At 68.8% G+C, this 14,092-nt stretch carries 15 protein-coding genes; 5 read left to right on the forward strand and 10 right to left on the reverse strand.

Going from position 1 to position 14,092, the window contains the following annotated elements; translation table 11 throughout:
* Positions 1-408, forward strand: coding sequence for an alternative ribosome rescue aminoacyl-tRNA hydrolase ArfB (arfB, locus tag FHY06_RS29965; protein WP_019655943.1), 408 nt, complete (start codon positions 1-3; stop codon positions 406-408).
* Here arfB and FHY06_RS29970 read toward each other — a convergent pair.
* Positions 377-910: a DUF2306 domain-containing protein gene (locus FHY06_RS29970; RefSeq protein ID WP_019655944.1), complete on the reverse strand. Its 534-nt coding sequence runs from the start codon at positions 908-910 to the stop codon at positions 377-379. The two genes, arfB and FHY06_RS29970, sit on opposite strands and share 32 nt — an antisense overlap.
* Before the next feature lie 125 nt (positions 911-1,035).
* Between FHY06_RS29970 and FHY06_RS29975 the strand changes: the two genes are divergently transcribed.
* Positions 1,036-1,617: a DUF3299 domain-containing protein gene (locus tag FHY06_RS29975; protein ID WP_126184941.1), complete on the forward strand. Its 582-nt coding sequence runs from the start codon at positions 1,036-1,038 to the stop codon at positions 1,615-1,617.
* Positions 1,618-1,627: 10 nt separating this feature from the next.
* On the opposite strand, the gene FHY06_RS29980 is transcribed toward FHY06_RS29975, so the two are convergent.
* The 4 genes from FHY06_RS29980 to FHY06_RS29995 all read right to left on the reverse strand — a co-directional run bounded on the left by FHY06_RS29980 (position 1,628) and on the right by FHY06_RS29995 (position 6,443).
* Complete coding sequence (locus FHY06_RS29980) at positions 1,628-2,515, reverse strand: LysR substrate-binding domain-containing protein (RefSeq protein WP_132751579.1); 888 nt, start codon at positions 2,513-2,515, stop codon at positions 1,628-1,630.
* A 16-nt stretch (positions 2,516-2,531) separates the two neighbouring features.
* Positions 2,532-4,250 (reverse strand): SulP family inorganic anion transporter, encoded by a 1,719-nt coding sequence (locus FHY06_RS29985; protein ID WP_019655947.1) that lies wholly within the window; start codon positions 4,248-4,250, stop codon positions 2,532-2,534.
* 170 nt (positions 4,251-4,420) lie between these two features.
* Complete coding sequence (locus FHY06_RS29990) at positions 4,421-4,882, reverse strand: DUF2501 domain-containing protein (RefSeq protein ID WP_184607244.1); 462 nt, start codon at positions 4,880-4,882, stop codon at positions 4,421-4,423.
* A 190-nt stretch (positions 4,883-5,072) separates the two neighbouring features.
* On the reverse strand, positions 5,073-6,443 hold the full coding sequence (locus FHY06_RS29995; RefSeq protein WP_126184938.1) for a M20/M25/M40 family metallo-hydrolase: 1,371 nt from the start codon (positions 6,441-6,443) through the stop codon (positions 5,073-5,075).
* Between the two features lie 146 nt (positions 6,444-6,589).
* Between FHY06_RS29995 and FHY06_RS30000 the strand changes: the two genes are divergently transcribed.
* Positions 6,590-7,522: a LysR family transcriptional regulator gene (locus FHY06_RS30000; RefSeq protein WP_019655950.1), complete on the forward strand. Its 933-nt coding sequence runs from the start codon at positions 6,590-6,592 to the stop codon at positions 7,520-7,522.
* On the opposite strand, the gene FHY06_RS35115 is transcribed toward FHY06_RS30000, so the two are convergent.
* The 4 genes from FHY06_RS35115 to FHY06_RS30020 form a co-directional block, all read right to left on the reverse strand.
* Positions 7,519-8,727, reverse strand: coding sequence for a beta-ketoacyl-[acyl-carrier-protein] synthase family protein (locus FHY06_RS35115; protein ID WP_184607245.1), 1,209 nt, complete (start codon positions 8,725-8,727; stop codon positions 7,519-7,521). The two genes, FHY06_RS30000 and FHY06_RS35115, sit on opposite strands and share 4 nt — an antisense overlap.
* The gene (locus FHY06_RS30010) at positions 8,724-8,975 is read right to left on the reverse strand and encodes an acyl carrier protein (protein WP_126184936.1); all 252 of its coding nucleotides are present in this window, start codon (positions 8,973-8,975) and stop codon (positions 8,724-8,726) included. The genes FHY06_RS35115 and FHY06_RS30010 overlap by 4 nt, the downstream gene beginning before the upstream one ends.
* 103 nt (positions 8,976-9,078) lie before the next feature.
* Positions 9,079-9,813, reverse strand: coding sequence for a phosphatase PAP2 family protein (locus tag FHY06_RS30015; RefSeq protein WP_184607246.1), 735 nt, complete (start codon positions 9,811-9,813; stop codon positions 9,079-9,081).
* An 82-nt stretch (positions 9,814-9,895) separates the two neighbouring features.
* Entirely contained in the window at positions 9,896-10,774 is an 879-nt protein-coding gene (locus FHY06_RS30020; protein WP_019655954.1) for an AraC family transcriptional regulator, read from the reverse strand.
* 90 nt (positions 10,775-10,864) lie between these two features.
* Here FHY06_RS30020 and FHY06_RS30025 point away from each other — a divergent pair, with 90 nt between their 5' ends.
* A complete protein-coding gene (locus tag FHY06_RS30025; protein WP_132751573.1) occupies positions 10,865-12,130 on the forward strand; it encodes an MFS transporter in 1,266 nt (421 codons plus the stop codon).
* Positions 12,131-12,177: 47 nt separating this feature from the next.
* A complete protein-coding gene (locus tag FHY06_RS30030) occupies positions 12,178-12,930 on the forward strand; it encodes a sulfite exporter TauE/SafE family protein (RefSeq protein ID WP_126184934.1) in 753 nt (250 codons plus the stop codon).
* 150 nt (positions 12,931-13,080) lie between these two features.
* Here FHY06_RS30030 and FHY06_RS30035 read toward each other — a convergent pair whose 3' ends face one another.
* Positions 13,081-13,998, reverse strand: coding sequence for an AEC family transporter (locus tag FHY06_RS30035; RefSeq protein ID WP_184607277.1), 918 nt, complete (start codon positions 13,996-13,998; stop codon positions 13,081-13,083).
* Positions 13,999-14,092: the final 94 nt, after the last annotated feature.

The following is a 14,092-nucleotide window of genomic DNA, read 5'->3' on the forward strand; positions in this document are numbered from 1 at the left end:
ATGCTGCGCCCGGCCGTCCTGATCGACCCCGACGAGGTCGACTTCAGCGCCATCAGGGCGCAGGGCGCGGGCGGGCAGAACGTCAACAAGGTGTCGAGCGCGGTGCACCTGCGCTACGACATCCATGCGAGCTCGCTGCCCGCCGATGTGAAGGAGCGGCTGCTCGCGCTGCGCGACAGCCGCATCACGCAGGAGGGCGTTTTCGTGCTCAAGGCGCAGCAGCACCGTACGCAGGAGATGAACCGTGCCGACGCGCTCGCGCGGCTGCAGGCGGTGGTCGACGGCGTGGCCGTCGCGCCGCGCGTGCGGCGGGCGACCAAGCCCACCTACGGTTCGAAGCAGCGCAGGCTCGAAGGCAAGAGCCAGCGCTCGCAGATCAAGAGCCTGCGCGGGCCGGTTCGGGACTGAGCGTTCCCCCGCCGCCGCGCAGCCGGCGGATCTGCAGGCCGACGCCGACCAGGTACAGCACGAGCAGCACGCCGGTGATCGCCTTGAGTTGCGGCGCATCGGCATTCGGCAGCAGCGGTGCGCCCAGCGGCAGGCGCGTGAGCGTTTCGGTGAAGGCCGGGATCCAGTGGAACAGGAAGCTCGCCGAGAAGGCGATCGCCTCGACGTAGCGTGCCCATTTGCCGAACAGCACACCCCGGCCCGCGAGCGCCCCCACCGCCAGGGCAGCGAGCGTGATGATGCCCAGCGCATGCGGCTTGCCGAAGCCGCCGTGCTGGAAGATGCCGAAGCCCGTGAGGCAGGTCAGCACGGTGGTCCACACGAAGAGCCGGCCGAGGCCGGTGCGCATGGTGATCTCCTTGTAGCGGAACAGGGCCAGCAGCCCTGCGACGACGGCGATCAGGCTGATCGCGGTGTGAACGGTGCCCAGGGACGTCAGTCCCAGCCATCCTGTCGGTGCCATGCGGACCTCCTCGTGTCGTGGTGCGGCATTCTGGCGCTTTGCAACAAAGTTGTGCAATCTGGGACGAATCGAGTGCAAAGGCCCTGCTCTACGGCTTGAAACGCATGCCGATCACAATCGCACTCATGAGAAGGCCCTTATCGCGCGCCGTGCTGGCCGCGTTCCTGCTGGCTCCGGCAGCGGCGCTGCTGGGCGGATGCGGCCCGGGAGCGGCAGCGCAACCGGACGCCGGCACCGCCGCAGCCCCCGAACTCAAGTGGGAAGAACTGATCCCCAAGAGCTGGGACCCGACCAAGCGCTACCGCAACATCAGCCTCGAAGCCCTGCGCGACAACGATCCCCGCGCCATCCAGATGCTCGACGAGATGCGCGCCGTCTGGGACAACGCGCCCGTCAACGTGGACCTCGACGGCAAGCCGGGCAAGCTCGCCGGCTTCGTCGTGCCGCTGGACAACACGCAGGAGGGCATCCGCGAGTTCCTGCTGGTGCCGTACTTCGGCGCCTGCATCCACACGCCGCCGCCGCCGGCCAACCAGATCGTGCACGTGGTCGCGGCCTCGGTCGTGAAGGGGCTGCATGCGATGGACACCGTGTACGTCAGCGGCACGGTGAAGGCCGCGCGCTACTCGTCGGCTGACATGGGCGTGAGCGGCTACGAGATCAAGTCGGCTGCGGTCGAGCGCTTCGTGCCGAAGCAGCCGCAATGAGCGGCCACGCTCAGCTGCCCATTCGCTGCGACAGGAAATCCAGGAACGAGGTGATGCGCGCCGAAAGCTGCGTGTTGCGGTAGTACACGGCGTTCACCGGCTGGCGCACGTCGGCCGTCTCCTTCGTCAGCACCTGCACCAGCGCGCCATTGGCGCGGTCGGTGCCCGTCATGAAGTCCGACAGGCAGACGATGCCCACGCCCGCCAGCGCGAGCTGGCGCAGCGTTTCGCCGCTGGACGCCACCAGCGAGGGCGCGATGTTCCATTCATCGCCGTGCACGCCGCGCAGCGGCCAGCGGTTCAGCGACTCTGGCTGGGTGAAGCCCAGCAGCGTGTGATCGGCCAGGTCGGCGACCTTGCGCGGCTTGCCGTGCGCCTCGAGGTACGCGGGGCTCGCAAGCACGCGCAGCCGGTGCGTGCCGAGCGGTCGCGCATGCAGGGTGGAGTCGCGCAGCGGGCCGATGCGGATCGCCACGTCGGTGCGGCGCTCCAGCAGGTCGATGGGCAGGTCGTCGGTGTCGAGCTCCAGGCTGATCTGCGGATAGAGCCGGCGGAACTCCGGCACCAGCGGCACGATGGCGTGCAGCATGAACGGCGAGGCCGCATTCACGCGCAGGCGGCCGGCGGGCTGCTCGCGGCGCGCGGCCATGTGTTCCTCGGCGTCGTCGATGGCATCGAGGATCGCGCGCGTGCGCTGCAGGAAGGCAGCGCCTTCCTCCGTGAGTTCGAGCCTGCGCGTGGTGCGGCGAAGCAGCGTGGTGTCGAGCTTCTGCTCGAGCCGGCTCAGTGCGCGGCTGATGCCCGAGACGGTCTGCGAGAGCTGTTCCGACGCTGCGGTGATCGAGCCCGTGTCAACCACCGTGCGGAACGCGACGAGTTCTTCGATGGTGGTCTTCATGGGCGCTGGCGCCTCCTCAGGCGGTGGCTTCCTGCTGCGCGGGCACTTCGACGCGCGGCATCAGTGCCGCCAGCGCCTCACCGTCGGTGCGGTAGCTGAAGAGCATCGGCCCCGGTGCCAGCAGGCCGGCGCTTTCGAGCACCTGCATCGCGGGCAGCTTCATGCCGCTCAGATGCAGGCGGATGCCCTTGGATTCCATCATCCGGCGGATCGAGCCGAACACCTCGGCGCCGGTGATGTCGATGCGGTTGATCGGCTGCGCGAACAGGCACACGTCGGTGAGGTGGGGGCGCTCGGCCAGTGCCACGGTGAGCGCACGTTCGAGCGTGGAGGCGGATGCGAAGTCGAGCTCGGCGTCCATGCGCAGCGCGTAGAGGTTCGGCGCCAGGGGCGGCAGCTTCCAGAGGTTACGGTCGCGCAGGCTGCCGTCGGGATGCAGGCCCACCTCGATGATGCGCGGGTGCAGGTGCCGGTACATGTAGTGCGCCAGCGCGGCCAGCAGGCCGCCGAGCACGCCCCAGTAGATGCTCGGCGCGGTCGCGATGGTCAGCACGAAGGTACCGAAGGCGATGCCCGCCTCGATGCGCGAGATGCGCCACAGCGCGGTGAAGCTCGCCGGCTTCACAAGCCCGAGGATGGCCGTGACCACCACCGCCGCCAGCACCGCCTGCGGCACGTGATAGAGCAGCGGCATCAGCCACAGCAGCGCGCCGGCCACCACGACCACGCTGAAGAGCGTCGCCCAGCCGGTCTGCGCGCCTGCATACAGCGTGATGGCCGAGCGCGAGAACGACGAGCTGGTAGGGAACGCGCCCGTGAAGCCCGAAGCCAGCTTGGCCAGTCCCTGGCCGATCAGGTCCTGGTTTTCGTTCCAGAGCGTGCCGGCGCGTGCGTTGTCGACCTTGGCACTCGAAGCTGTTTCGAGAAAGCTCACCAGCGTGATCATCAGCGCCGGCAGCACCAGTGCGCTGAAGGTGCTCAGCGGCAGCAGCCCCGGCCAGTAGAACGAAGGCAGGCCCGAGGGCAGCGTGCCCACCACCGCGCCGCCGCGCAGCGCGTAGTCGGCCAGCCAGCTGATGGCGGCCGCGCCGGCCACCAGTGCCATCGTGGTCGGAAAACGCGGCAGCAGCCGCTTGCCCAGCCACAGCACCGCGATGCTGCCCAGCCCGAAAGCGATGGCCACGAGGTCGGGCAGCGGCCCGCCCTGCAGCACCTGAGGAATCGTTCGCCCGGTGAAGCCCAGCAGCGCCGGCAGCTGCGAGATGGCGATCAGCACCGCCGCGCCCTGCGTGAAGCCGATGAGCACCGGCGAGTTCACCAGCCGCAGCAGCCAGCCGAAGCGCCCCGCGCCCAGCACGATCTGGATCGTGCCCGACATCAGCGTGAGCCACACCGCCATCGCCACCCACTCGGCACTGCCCGCGACCGCCAGCGGCGCGAGCGATGCGCCGACCAGCAGGCTGGTGAGTGCCGTCGGCCCCACCGACAGCCGCTGCGAGGAACTGAACATCACCGCGATCAGCGCCGGGAACAGCGCCGCATACACGCCGGTGACCAGCGGCATCCCCGCCAGCGCCGCATAGGCCACGCCCTGCGGAATCACCATCAGCGCCACGGTGATGCCGGCCATCGCCTCGTTGCGCAGCAGCGCGGCGGAAGGGCGGGGCCAGGCGAGGCACGGAACCCAGCGGGACAGGCGCTGGCGCAAGGAAGGAGAGGTGGTAGCCGGATTCATGGATGACGGATGGCGCCCGCAACGACGCTGGAATTTTCCGCGGGCGCAGAGAGCTTACGCCGCCGCTCGGGCAGGGCCGTGGAACCGGCCTCGCCGGGCCGCCGGCATTGCCGCCGGCGAAGGGGCGTGCGAAGCGACACGCAGTGCGCGAAGCATGGGGGATGAAGAGCCTAGATCAACGATGTCGCGTTCTTGAGCACGTAGTCGCAGGCCTTTTCCTTGACCTTCGACGACAGGCCCTTGAGGTTCAGCGACTTGCCGTCGCCTCCCTGCAGCAGGCCCTTGGCGCCGCTGGCGAAGCCGGTCTCCTGCTTCTTCTGGCCGGTGATCTTGGCGAGCAGCTTGTCCTTCACCGAGGCCGCGTCGCCGCCCAGGTAGTTGTTCTTCACGCAGTACTGCAGCACGCCGGCCGCGTTGCCGATGGTGCTGGAGCCGACGGCGGGCATCTTGAAGCCGAGGCTGCTGCCCAGGTTGCCGAGCGCCGATCCGCCCGCGCTGCCGGTGCCGCCCTGCGCGTTGGCGCTGGCGGCTTCGCCGGCCTTTTCCTTCAATTGGTCGAGCAGGTTGTTGGCCTGCGCCGAGGCGCCTGCGGCGAGCAGCGCCAGGGCGATGAGGGTTGAACGGGCATGCATGTCGTCCTCCTGTCGGTACGCGTGGTGGAAAGCGGGCACCAGCATAACGGAGAGTCCATGGGGGCAGCCCTGGAGGCGCTCGCACCTGCCCCCTTCGTGAAACACCGCAGAACCGGCTTTGTCGGGCTGCAGGTGTTGCCCCCCGCTAGGGGGCGCAGCGACGCAGAGTGCGCGAAGCCTGGGGGCGAGCTTAGTTCTTGCGGGGCGGGCGCTTTTCGAGCAGCGGCGCGCTGGTGCCCTGCACGCCGACCAGGCCGAGCACCGTCACCAGCGAGTTCTGCGCGCCCTTCCAGCCGTCGGTCACGTCGATCCACTCCGACAGCGCGTGGAAGCCGCCGGTCTTGCCGCCGCCGCCGATGATGATGGCCGGGATGCCCAGCGACATCGGCACGTTGGCGTCGGTGCTTGCGCCGGTCAGCAGCGTCTTGTGGCCGAAGGCGGCGTTCGAGCGCGTGGCGGCCTCGACGATCACCGTGTCCGACTGCGTGCGGCCGCCCGGACGGTCGCCGATGAGCTTGGTGCTCACGCTCAGCGTGTTGACGTTCCAGCGCTTGTTCTCCTCGGCCACGGCTTCGTCGATGGCCGCGAGGATCTTCTTCTCGGTCTCGAGCAGCGGCGCCATGTCGTCCGAGCGAATGTCGACCGCCATGCGCGCATCCGGCGCGATGGTGTTCACCGAGGTGCCGCCGCCGACCGTGCCCACCGTGAAAGTCGTCTTCGGAAAGCTCGGCGTGCGGATGTCGGCGATCTTCGCGATGGCGCGGCCCATGCCGTGGATCGCGCTGGGCACCTGGCCGAAGGCGCCGTAGCTGTGGCCGCCCGGGCCCTTGAAGCTCACCTCGTAGCGATGGCTGCCGGTGCCCAGCATCAGCACCGTGCCGTCGGGTGCGGGCTCCAGGCCGACCATGCCGTCGATGTCGAGATGGTCGCGGAAGATCGCCTTGATGCCGCGCAGGTTGCCGAGCTCTTCCTCGCCCACGTTGCCCACGAAGAGCAGGTCGCCCACCGTCTGGATCTTGTTGTCGTTGAGCACCTTGAGCCACGACAGCAGCACCGCGAGGCCGCGCGTGTCGTCGGAGATGCCGGGTGCGTAGAGCTTGCCGTCGCGCTCCTTGACCTTCACGTCGGTGCCGGCGGGGAACACGGTGTCGAGGTGGGCCGAGATCAGCAGCTTGGGCCCGTTGCCCGTGCCCTTGCGCAAACCGACCACGTTGCCTTCGGCGTCGATCTTCGCGTCGGAGAGGCCCAGCGCCTTCATGCGCGCGAGGAAGGCTTCGGCGCGCTTCTGTTCCTTGAACGGCGGGGCTTCGATCTCGGTGAGCATCTTCAGGTCTTCGACCGAGCGGTCGTGGTCGGCCTTGACCGCGTCCAGCAGTTTCTGGATGGCGGGCGCAGCCATCAGCTGGGTGTAGGCCTTGTCCACTTCCGGCCGCACCTGCGCGGGCGGGGCCGCGACGCTGCCGCCCTGGGCGTGAGCGAAGCCGGCGGCGGCCGAGGCCAGGGCGAGGACGAGTGGGGCGAGGCGAAGCGAAACGGAACGAGGTGACGCGGTGCGGGGCATGGTGCGGAGGTGTCCTTGTTGTTGGGGCGGGCCAGGTCGAGATCGGCGCCGCCGGTGCAACGCCGTCGTCAGCGATTCTTATGGCTGTGTTAGGCGTGCGCTCTGGTTTAATCTTCCGCGTTGTCAGTTTTTCTAACGAAGCCCTCATGCGCCGCCACATTCCGAGCACCCGCGCGCTGCTGATCTTCGACGCGGTGGCCCGCCACCACGGCGTCGGCAAGGCCGCCGAGGAGCTGTGCCTCACGCACAGCGCAGTGAGCCAGCAGCTGCGCCAGCTCGAAGCGCAGATCGGCGTGCGGCTGGTGCAGCGCACCGCGCGCGGCACCGAGCTCACCGAAGCCGGCCAGCGCTACCACGGGCAGATCTCCGGCGACCTGCTGCGGCTGCAGAACCACACGCTCGAAGCGATGGCGCAGCGCACCGACGGCCTGCGCCTGCTGGTGGGCGCGGTGCCCGTGCTGGCCGACGGCTGGCTCATGCCGCGCCTGCCGGAATTCATCGGCCGCAACCCCGGCTGCAGCCTGCATCTGCAGGTTTTTCCCACGCATCTCTACATGGAAGACCTGCCCTTCGACGTGGGCGTGCAGTACGACGACGCGGTGTGGCCGGGAGCGAATGCGCTGCCGCTGATGGGCGAAGCCTGCGTCGCCGTGTGCGCGCCTGCTGCGAAGGGGCGCTCGGCCATGTCGCGCGGCGACTTCCGCCAGGCGCAGCTTCTGCAGCTGCGAACCCGCATGGGAGCGTGGGAGGAATGGTTCGGACAGGCTGCCCACCTTCGCGCGCCGGAGAGCCTTGTCGCGGGGCACCGCTTCGACCTGTTCTCCTCGCTGATAGCGGCAGTGCGTGCCGACCTTGGCGTGGGGCTGGTGCCCGACTACTTCGTAGAGCGCGAGCTGCGGTCGGGCGAGCTGGTGCTGGCCTGCCCGCACCGGGCGCCGTCGAGCCGGGGCTACAGCGTGTTCGTTGCGCCAAGCCGCACCGGCGACGCGCTGGTCGGCGCTTTCGTGGCGTGGCTGCGGGAGTCGGCGGCGCAGGCGTCGACTGTGCAGGCCGCGCCGCGCAAGTTGAAGGCTGCCTAGGCCCGCCGGAAGAGCAGCACGGAGTTCGTGCCGCCGAAGGCGAAGGAATTGCTGATGGCGGCTTCCAGCGCTGGCGCCGCGGTGTCGTCCTGTGCGACGAGGTTCAGCCGGCATTCCGGATCGACCTCGCGGCAGTTGGCGTTGGGCGGCAGTTGCCGCTGCTGCAGCGCCATCACGGTGATGAGCGCCTCGATGGCGCCCGCTGCGCCCAGCATGTGGCCGTGCAGCGCCTTGGTCGAGCTCACTCGCAGCGTGTCGAGGTCGTCGCCCCAGACCTCGGCCAGTGCATTGCGCTCCACCACGTCGCCGATGCGCGTGGCCGTGCCGTGCGCGTTGCAGTAGCCCACGTCGCGCGGCTGCAGGCCGGCCTGGCGCAGGGCGGCGCGCAGCGCGCGGGCCTGGCCCGGCGCGTCGGGCTTGGTGAGATGGGTCGCGTCGCTGCTCAGGCCCCAACCGGCCAGCGTGGCGTGGCTGCGGGCGCCGCGGGCGCGGGCGCGCTCGGCGGATTCGAGAACCAGGAAGGCCGCGCCTTCGCCCAGTGCGAAGCCGCTGCGGTCGGTGGCGAAGGGCTTCACCGCGCCGGCCGCTTCACCGGGCTGGAAGCCGGCCAGCGTCTGCATCGCCTGCCATGCCACCACCACGCCCGGCACGATCAGCGCTTCGCTGCCGCCGGCGATGGCGATGTCGACCTCGCCGCGCTGCACGGCCTTGGCGGCCTCGGCGATCGCGGCCGAAGAGGAAGCGCAGGCGACCGAGTAGGTGAGAACCGGGCCCTTCACGCCCTGGCGCATCGCCACGTGGGCGGCCGGCGCGTTGGGCATGAAGGCGGGAATGGTGAGGGGCGAGACGCGGCCGTTGCCGCGATAGGCCGCCTCGAGCGCGGCGGCGCCGCCCATGCCGCAGCCGGAGAAGACGCCCACGCGCTCGGGGTCTGCGTCGGCCACGGAAAGGCCGGCGTCGCGCATCGCCATGTCGGCGGCTGCCACGGCCAGCTGGCTCACGCGGTCGACGCCGGCGAGCTGCAGCTTGGTGAACCAGCGGGTTTCGTCGAAGGCCGCGGTGGCAGCCGCTGCCGGCTTGGGCAGTTCGGGAAAGACGGGCTGTATGGCCGAGCGGCCCTGCAGCAGGGCCTGGAAGAGGGCGCCGGGTTCGTCGCCGTGCGGCGCCACGACGCCCAGCCCGGTGACGGCGACTTCGTGGTTCACGAGGCGGATGCGGCCTTCTCGGCCCTGACCTTGTCGACCAGCACGGCCAGTTCGGCCAGGGTGTCGATGTTCGCGTCCTCGTCGGGCATGACGATGCCGAAGTGGTCCTCGATGGCGAACAGGAATTCGGCCAGCGCCAGCGAATCGAGTCCGCCGGTCTCACGCATGGAGGCGTGCGGGTCGAGCTTCGACGGTTCGATGCCGTACTTCTCCTGGATCAGGTCCTGCAATTCCTTCAGCGAACTCATCGTGCAATGCCTGTCGTCGTCTCGTGTGCCGCCGATCGATCGCCGCCCGTTGCGGTCCTTTGAATCAATCGATCCCTTCCTCGTCGGCCAGTGGTGAGTGTGGTCAATGTTTACGGATGATATCCGCTCCCACGTGAGGGGCATCGTCCCGCTGGCGGGCGCCGGGACGCCAGCGCATCGAGGGCAGGGCGAAAGCCATACCCAGCAGCGCACCGGCGGCCACGTCCAGCGCCACGTGCTGCTTGACCGCCAGCGTCGAATAGGCGATGGCGGCGAACCAGGCCCAGTTCAGCACCCGCCACCCGGCGGGCGTGCGCGTTTCGCGCAGTACGTCCTCTATGCGGATGGCCGTGAAGATGGCCACCGCCACGTGCATCGAGGGGCAGGCGTTGCCCGCCGCGTCCACGCCCTGCAGCATCGTGAAGCCGGGGTAGCCGGACGCATCGATGGCCAAAGGAGGTATCTGGGTCGGCCAGAAGTAGAAGATGCCCAGGCCGGTGATGCACAGCCCGCCGATCCACAGCCCGTAGACCACCAGTTCGCGGAAGGTCAGCTGCAGCCCGGGCGCGATCCCCACGTACACCCACAGCGAGAGGTACGGACCCAGCAGGTAGGGCTGGAACGGCAGCAGGTGGTCCAGCGGCGTCAGCGGCATCACCTCGACCGGAAAGGAGGGGTTGCGCAGCAGGTGGAAGTAGCCGATGAAGAAGAGCCAGGTGAAGACCGTGGTGCCGACGGCCTTCAGCAGGAAATGCCGGCGCACGCGCAGCCAGATGTCGGCGCTCCAGGTGTGGCGCTGGGCGCCGTGCGCCAGATGCAGGGGGATCGGTGAATGCATGGTGTTGCTTGTCGGGCGCCGATCTTGCCAGAGCAGCGTGAAGCATCCATCCCCCGGCGCCCCGGCGGCCCTGGTACGCGGATCAGGCGGGCGCGGGCCGCTTACGGTGCTGGAACGAGGTGGGCGAGCGCCCGGTGGCGGCCTTGAACATCGCGCAGAAGGCGCTGTCGGTGGCGTAGCCGCTGGCGGCCGCGACCTGGCTCACCGCCATGCCGCGCGCCAGCAGCGGCAGCGCATGCGCCATCACGGCCTGCTGTCGCCACTGCTGCCAGCTCATGCCGAGCTGGTCGCGGAACAGCCGCGCCACCGTGCGCTCGCTCGCGCCGATGGCGGCCGCGCGCTCGGCCAGCGTGGCGCGGTCGGCCGGGTTGCGCAGCAGCGTCTCGCAGAGCTGGCGCAGGCGCTTGTCGGTGGGCAGCGGCACGTCGATGCGGATCTGCGTGGCGCGCTCCAGTTCGTCGACCAGCAGCGGCGCGATCATCCGCTCGCGCTGCGGCGCATGCGCATCGGCCGGCGGCAGGCCGTCTGGGGTGGTGTCCAGCGCCAGCATCAGGGCGCGCAGCAGGGGGCTGATCTCGAGCACCTCGCATTTCTCCCAGGAGGGCGCGATCCAGGCGTGCAGGTAGATGGTGCGCAGCTCGGCATCTTCGATCAGCGTGATGCTGTGAGGCATGTTGGCCGGCACCCAGAGCGCGCGCGAGGGCGGCACGATGTAGCTGCCGTCCTGCGTGCTCAGGCGGATCACGCCGCGCGTGGAGAAGGTGAGCTGGGGCCACGGATGCTCGTGCAACTCGACCAGCGTGTCGGCGCTCAGGAAGTGCTCCTTGGCGCGCAGCGGCCGCACCGCGTCGGGCGCGTACAGGTGCGGCGTGAGGGAGGCGACGCTGTTGACGGGGGTGGGCCCGCGCAGCCTGGCGGCGGACGCGGCGCTCCTGGAGGTGGGTGAGGCGGCGCTTGGCATGGTTTCGACAAATGTTGTCGCTGTATCGCCATTCTGCCGCTTCCCCGACGCATAGCATCAGCGCCTGCCCCGATTTTTTTGTAGCAATCCATGTCTTCCAACTCGCCCACGAGCGCCGCGTCGGCCGCTTCGCCTTCCTCCAACACCCTGGGCAGCGATGCCAAGCTGATCGGCCTCGTCGGCCTGGCCCACGCGGTCAGCCACTTCAGCCAGCTCATCCTGGCGCCGCTGTTCCCGTGGCTCAAGGATGCGTTCAACGTGAGCTATGTCGAGCTGGGTGCGGTGCTCACGGTGTTCTTCGTGGTCTCGTGCATCGTGCAGGCGGCCTCGGGTTTCATCGTCGACAAGCTAGGGCCGCGGCCGGTGCTCTTCGTGGGGCTCGGCGCGCTGGGGCTGGCGGCCTTCGGCTACGCGGTGGCGCAGAGCTACTGGATGCTGCTGGTCTTCGCGGTGCTCGGGGGCATCGGCAACGGCGTGTTCCATCCGGTGGACTACACGCTGTTCAACCGCAAGGTCGCGCCCACGCGCCTTGGTCATGCCTACAGCGTGCACGGCATCACCGGCAGCCTGGGCTGGGCGCTGGCGCCGGCCTTCGTGGTGCCGATCGCCATCGCCTTCTCGTGGCGCGTGGCGCTGGCCTCGGCGGGTGTGGTGGCCCTGGTGGTGCTGCTGGTGCTGTGGGTGTACCGCAGCGTGCTCTCGCTCGACGCCGCGGCCGTGCACAAGGCCACGGGGCAGGGCGAACCCGTGCCCGCCGGCGGTGGCGAATTCGACTTCCTGCGCATCCCGGCCGTGTGGATGTGCTTCGGTTTCTTCTTCTTCTATGCCGTGGTGATCAGCGTGGTGCAGACCTTCGCGCCCGTGGCCGCGGGGCACCTGCATGCGGTGCCGGTGGCGCTGGTGGCCGTGTGCCTCACGGTCTACATGGTGGCGAGCGCCGCGGGCATGGTGGTGGGCGGTTTCCTCGCTTCCGACCCGTCGCGCTGCGAGCGCATCGTGGGCGTGGGCTTCGGCCTGGCCGCCGCGCTGGCGCTGATGCTGGCCTTTGCCGATTTCCCGCCGATCATCGTGCCGGCGCTCTTCGGCGCCATGGGATTTGTCTCCGGCGTCGCCGGCCCGTCGCGTGACCTGCTGGTGAAGAAGTCGACGCCGCCCAACGCCACCGGCCGCGTCTACGGCGTGGTCTACGCCGGCCTCGACATCGGGCAGGCCGTGGCACCGCTGGTCTTCGGCCGGCTCATGGACCACGGCCAGTACACCAGCGTCATCGTGGGCCTGGCGCTGGTGCAGGGCGTGCTCATCGCCAGCGCATTCAACGTGCGCCGGGTTCGACGCACAGCGCTCGTTCCGGCCTGAGGGCTCCGGCCGGCGAGCGGAGAACCCCGGCCGATATCATCGGCCGCATGCAAGCCTTGTATGTCTATGTGATCGTCGGCGCCGTGCTGGCGGGTTTCGTGCAGGGCCTCTCCGGTTTTGCGTTCGGCATGGTGGCGATGTCCGTGTGGGCATGGACCCTGGAGCCTCAACTGGCTGCCGTGCTTGCACTCTTTGGCGCGATGACGGGGCAGGTGATCGCCGCGGTCACCGTGCGGCGCACCTTCGACAGGAGCGTTCTCTGGCCCTTCCTGCTTGGCGGACTGATGGGCGTGCCCTTCGGCGTCTGGCTGCTGCCGCACCTGGATCTCGTCGTCTTCAAGCTGTGCCTCGGGCTATTGCTGGTGCTGTGGTGCCCGGCGATGCTGATGTCGCAGCACCTGCCGAAGCTTTCGTTCGGCGGGCGCGTCGCCGATGGGGTGGCGGGGGCCATCGGCGGTGCGATGGCCGGCATCGGCGGGTTCTCGGGGACCATTCCTACGCTCTGGTGCACCCTGCGCGGATTTCAGCGGGATACACAGCGGGCCGTGATCCAGAACTTCAATCTCTCGATGCTGCTGGTGGCGTTTGGCATCCACCTTTTCAGCGGGAATATCGGACGTTCTCTCTTGCCTTTGCTGGGGGTGGTGGCGGTGGCTGTGGCTGTGCCCGTGTTGTTGGGGGCGCGGCTTTATATCGGGATCAGTGAGGTCGCGTTTCGGAAGATTGTTTTGGGGTTGTTGACTGTTTCCGGGGTGGTGTTGTTGGCTTCTGCTGTGTCGGCTTTGTTGGGGCGTGGTTGAGGTTCTTTGGGTGTTTGCTTTCCGGGGCCGGGTCTCGGCCCGGCCCCGGAAAGCAGCCACCCGGCAGCATTTAACAAGAGGCACAGCCAACGCAATGAGGCAGCACAGGGACAAGACGCGGCTGGCGAGGCACCCATCCCACCCAACTCCTCACCGAGGCAACGCCAACGCAAACGGCAAACTGACAACCCCCAGCAAGGTAGACAAGGTCACCAGCCCTGCCACATAAGGCCCGTTGTACCCCATGCGAGCAGCCAGCACATAAGCACTCGAAGCAGTAGGCACAGCAGAAAACGCCATCAACACAGCCCCCTGCGCAGCATCGAGCCGCAGCATCCGGGCCAGTCCCCAGGCCACCAACGGCAGGAACAGATGCCGTATCGCCAGCACTGAAACCGCCAGCACCTTCCCCGCCCCAAGCGTAGAGAACTTCATCCCCGCCCCCGCGGCCAGCAGCCCCAGCGCCAGCGAAGCAGCCCCGATCCGCGTCAGCGTGGGCGTCGCCCATGCAGGCACGGTGAGCCCCAGCACATTGGCGAGCAGTCCCGCCACGGTCGCGACGATGAGAGGGTTTCGCACCAGCTGCCGCACGAACCCGGTCTGCGCTTGCCGCGTCATCGGCCACACGGCCGCGATGTTGAAGATGGGCACGCACACGCCGATGAGCACGGCGATCAGCAGCAGTCCCTCGGAGCCTGCGAGCCTTTCGGCCAGCGCCAGGCAGATGAATGAGTTGAAGCGGAACGCGATCTGCGTGCTGGCGGCGTGGTCGCGGCGGTCGATGTGTGTGCGCAGGCCCGGCACGAAGGGCAGGGCATAGGCCAGCGCGATGCCGCAGGCCCCGATGCACAGGCCCGCCGTCAGAAGGTTCGACGTGGCGCCGAAGTCGAGCGGGCTGCGCACGATCGAGTGGAAGAGCAGTACGGGAAATAGAAAGTAGTAAACGAGACTCTCGACCTGGTCCCACACGCGGCGGTCGAGGGCGGTGTAGCGGCAAAGGAGCCAGCCGATGGCGATGAGGGAGAAGTCGGGGAAGAGCAGCTGCGCGTAGTTCACCGCTTCGAGGATAAACCTCCCTGACCATGGGTAATCCAGAGCACGGATACGGCCCCCGAGCCGCTAGCATCCGGGCTTCGTTTTTTCGACATACAGCCAGAACAAG

Origin of the sequence: Variovorax atrisoli, from assembly GCF_014195185.1 — a bacterium.
Classification (GTDB): domain Bacteria; phylum Pseudomonadota; class Gammaproteobacteria; order Burkholderiales; family Burkholderiaceae_C; genus Variovorax; species Variovorax atrisoli.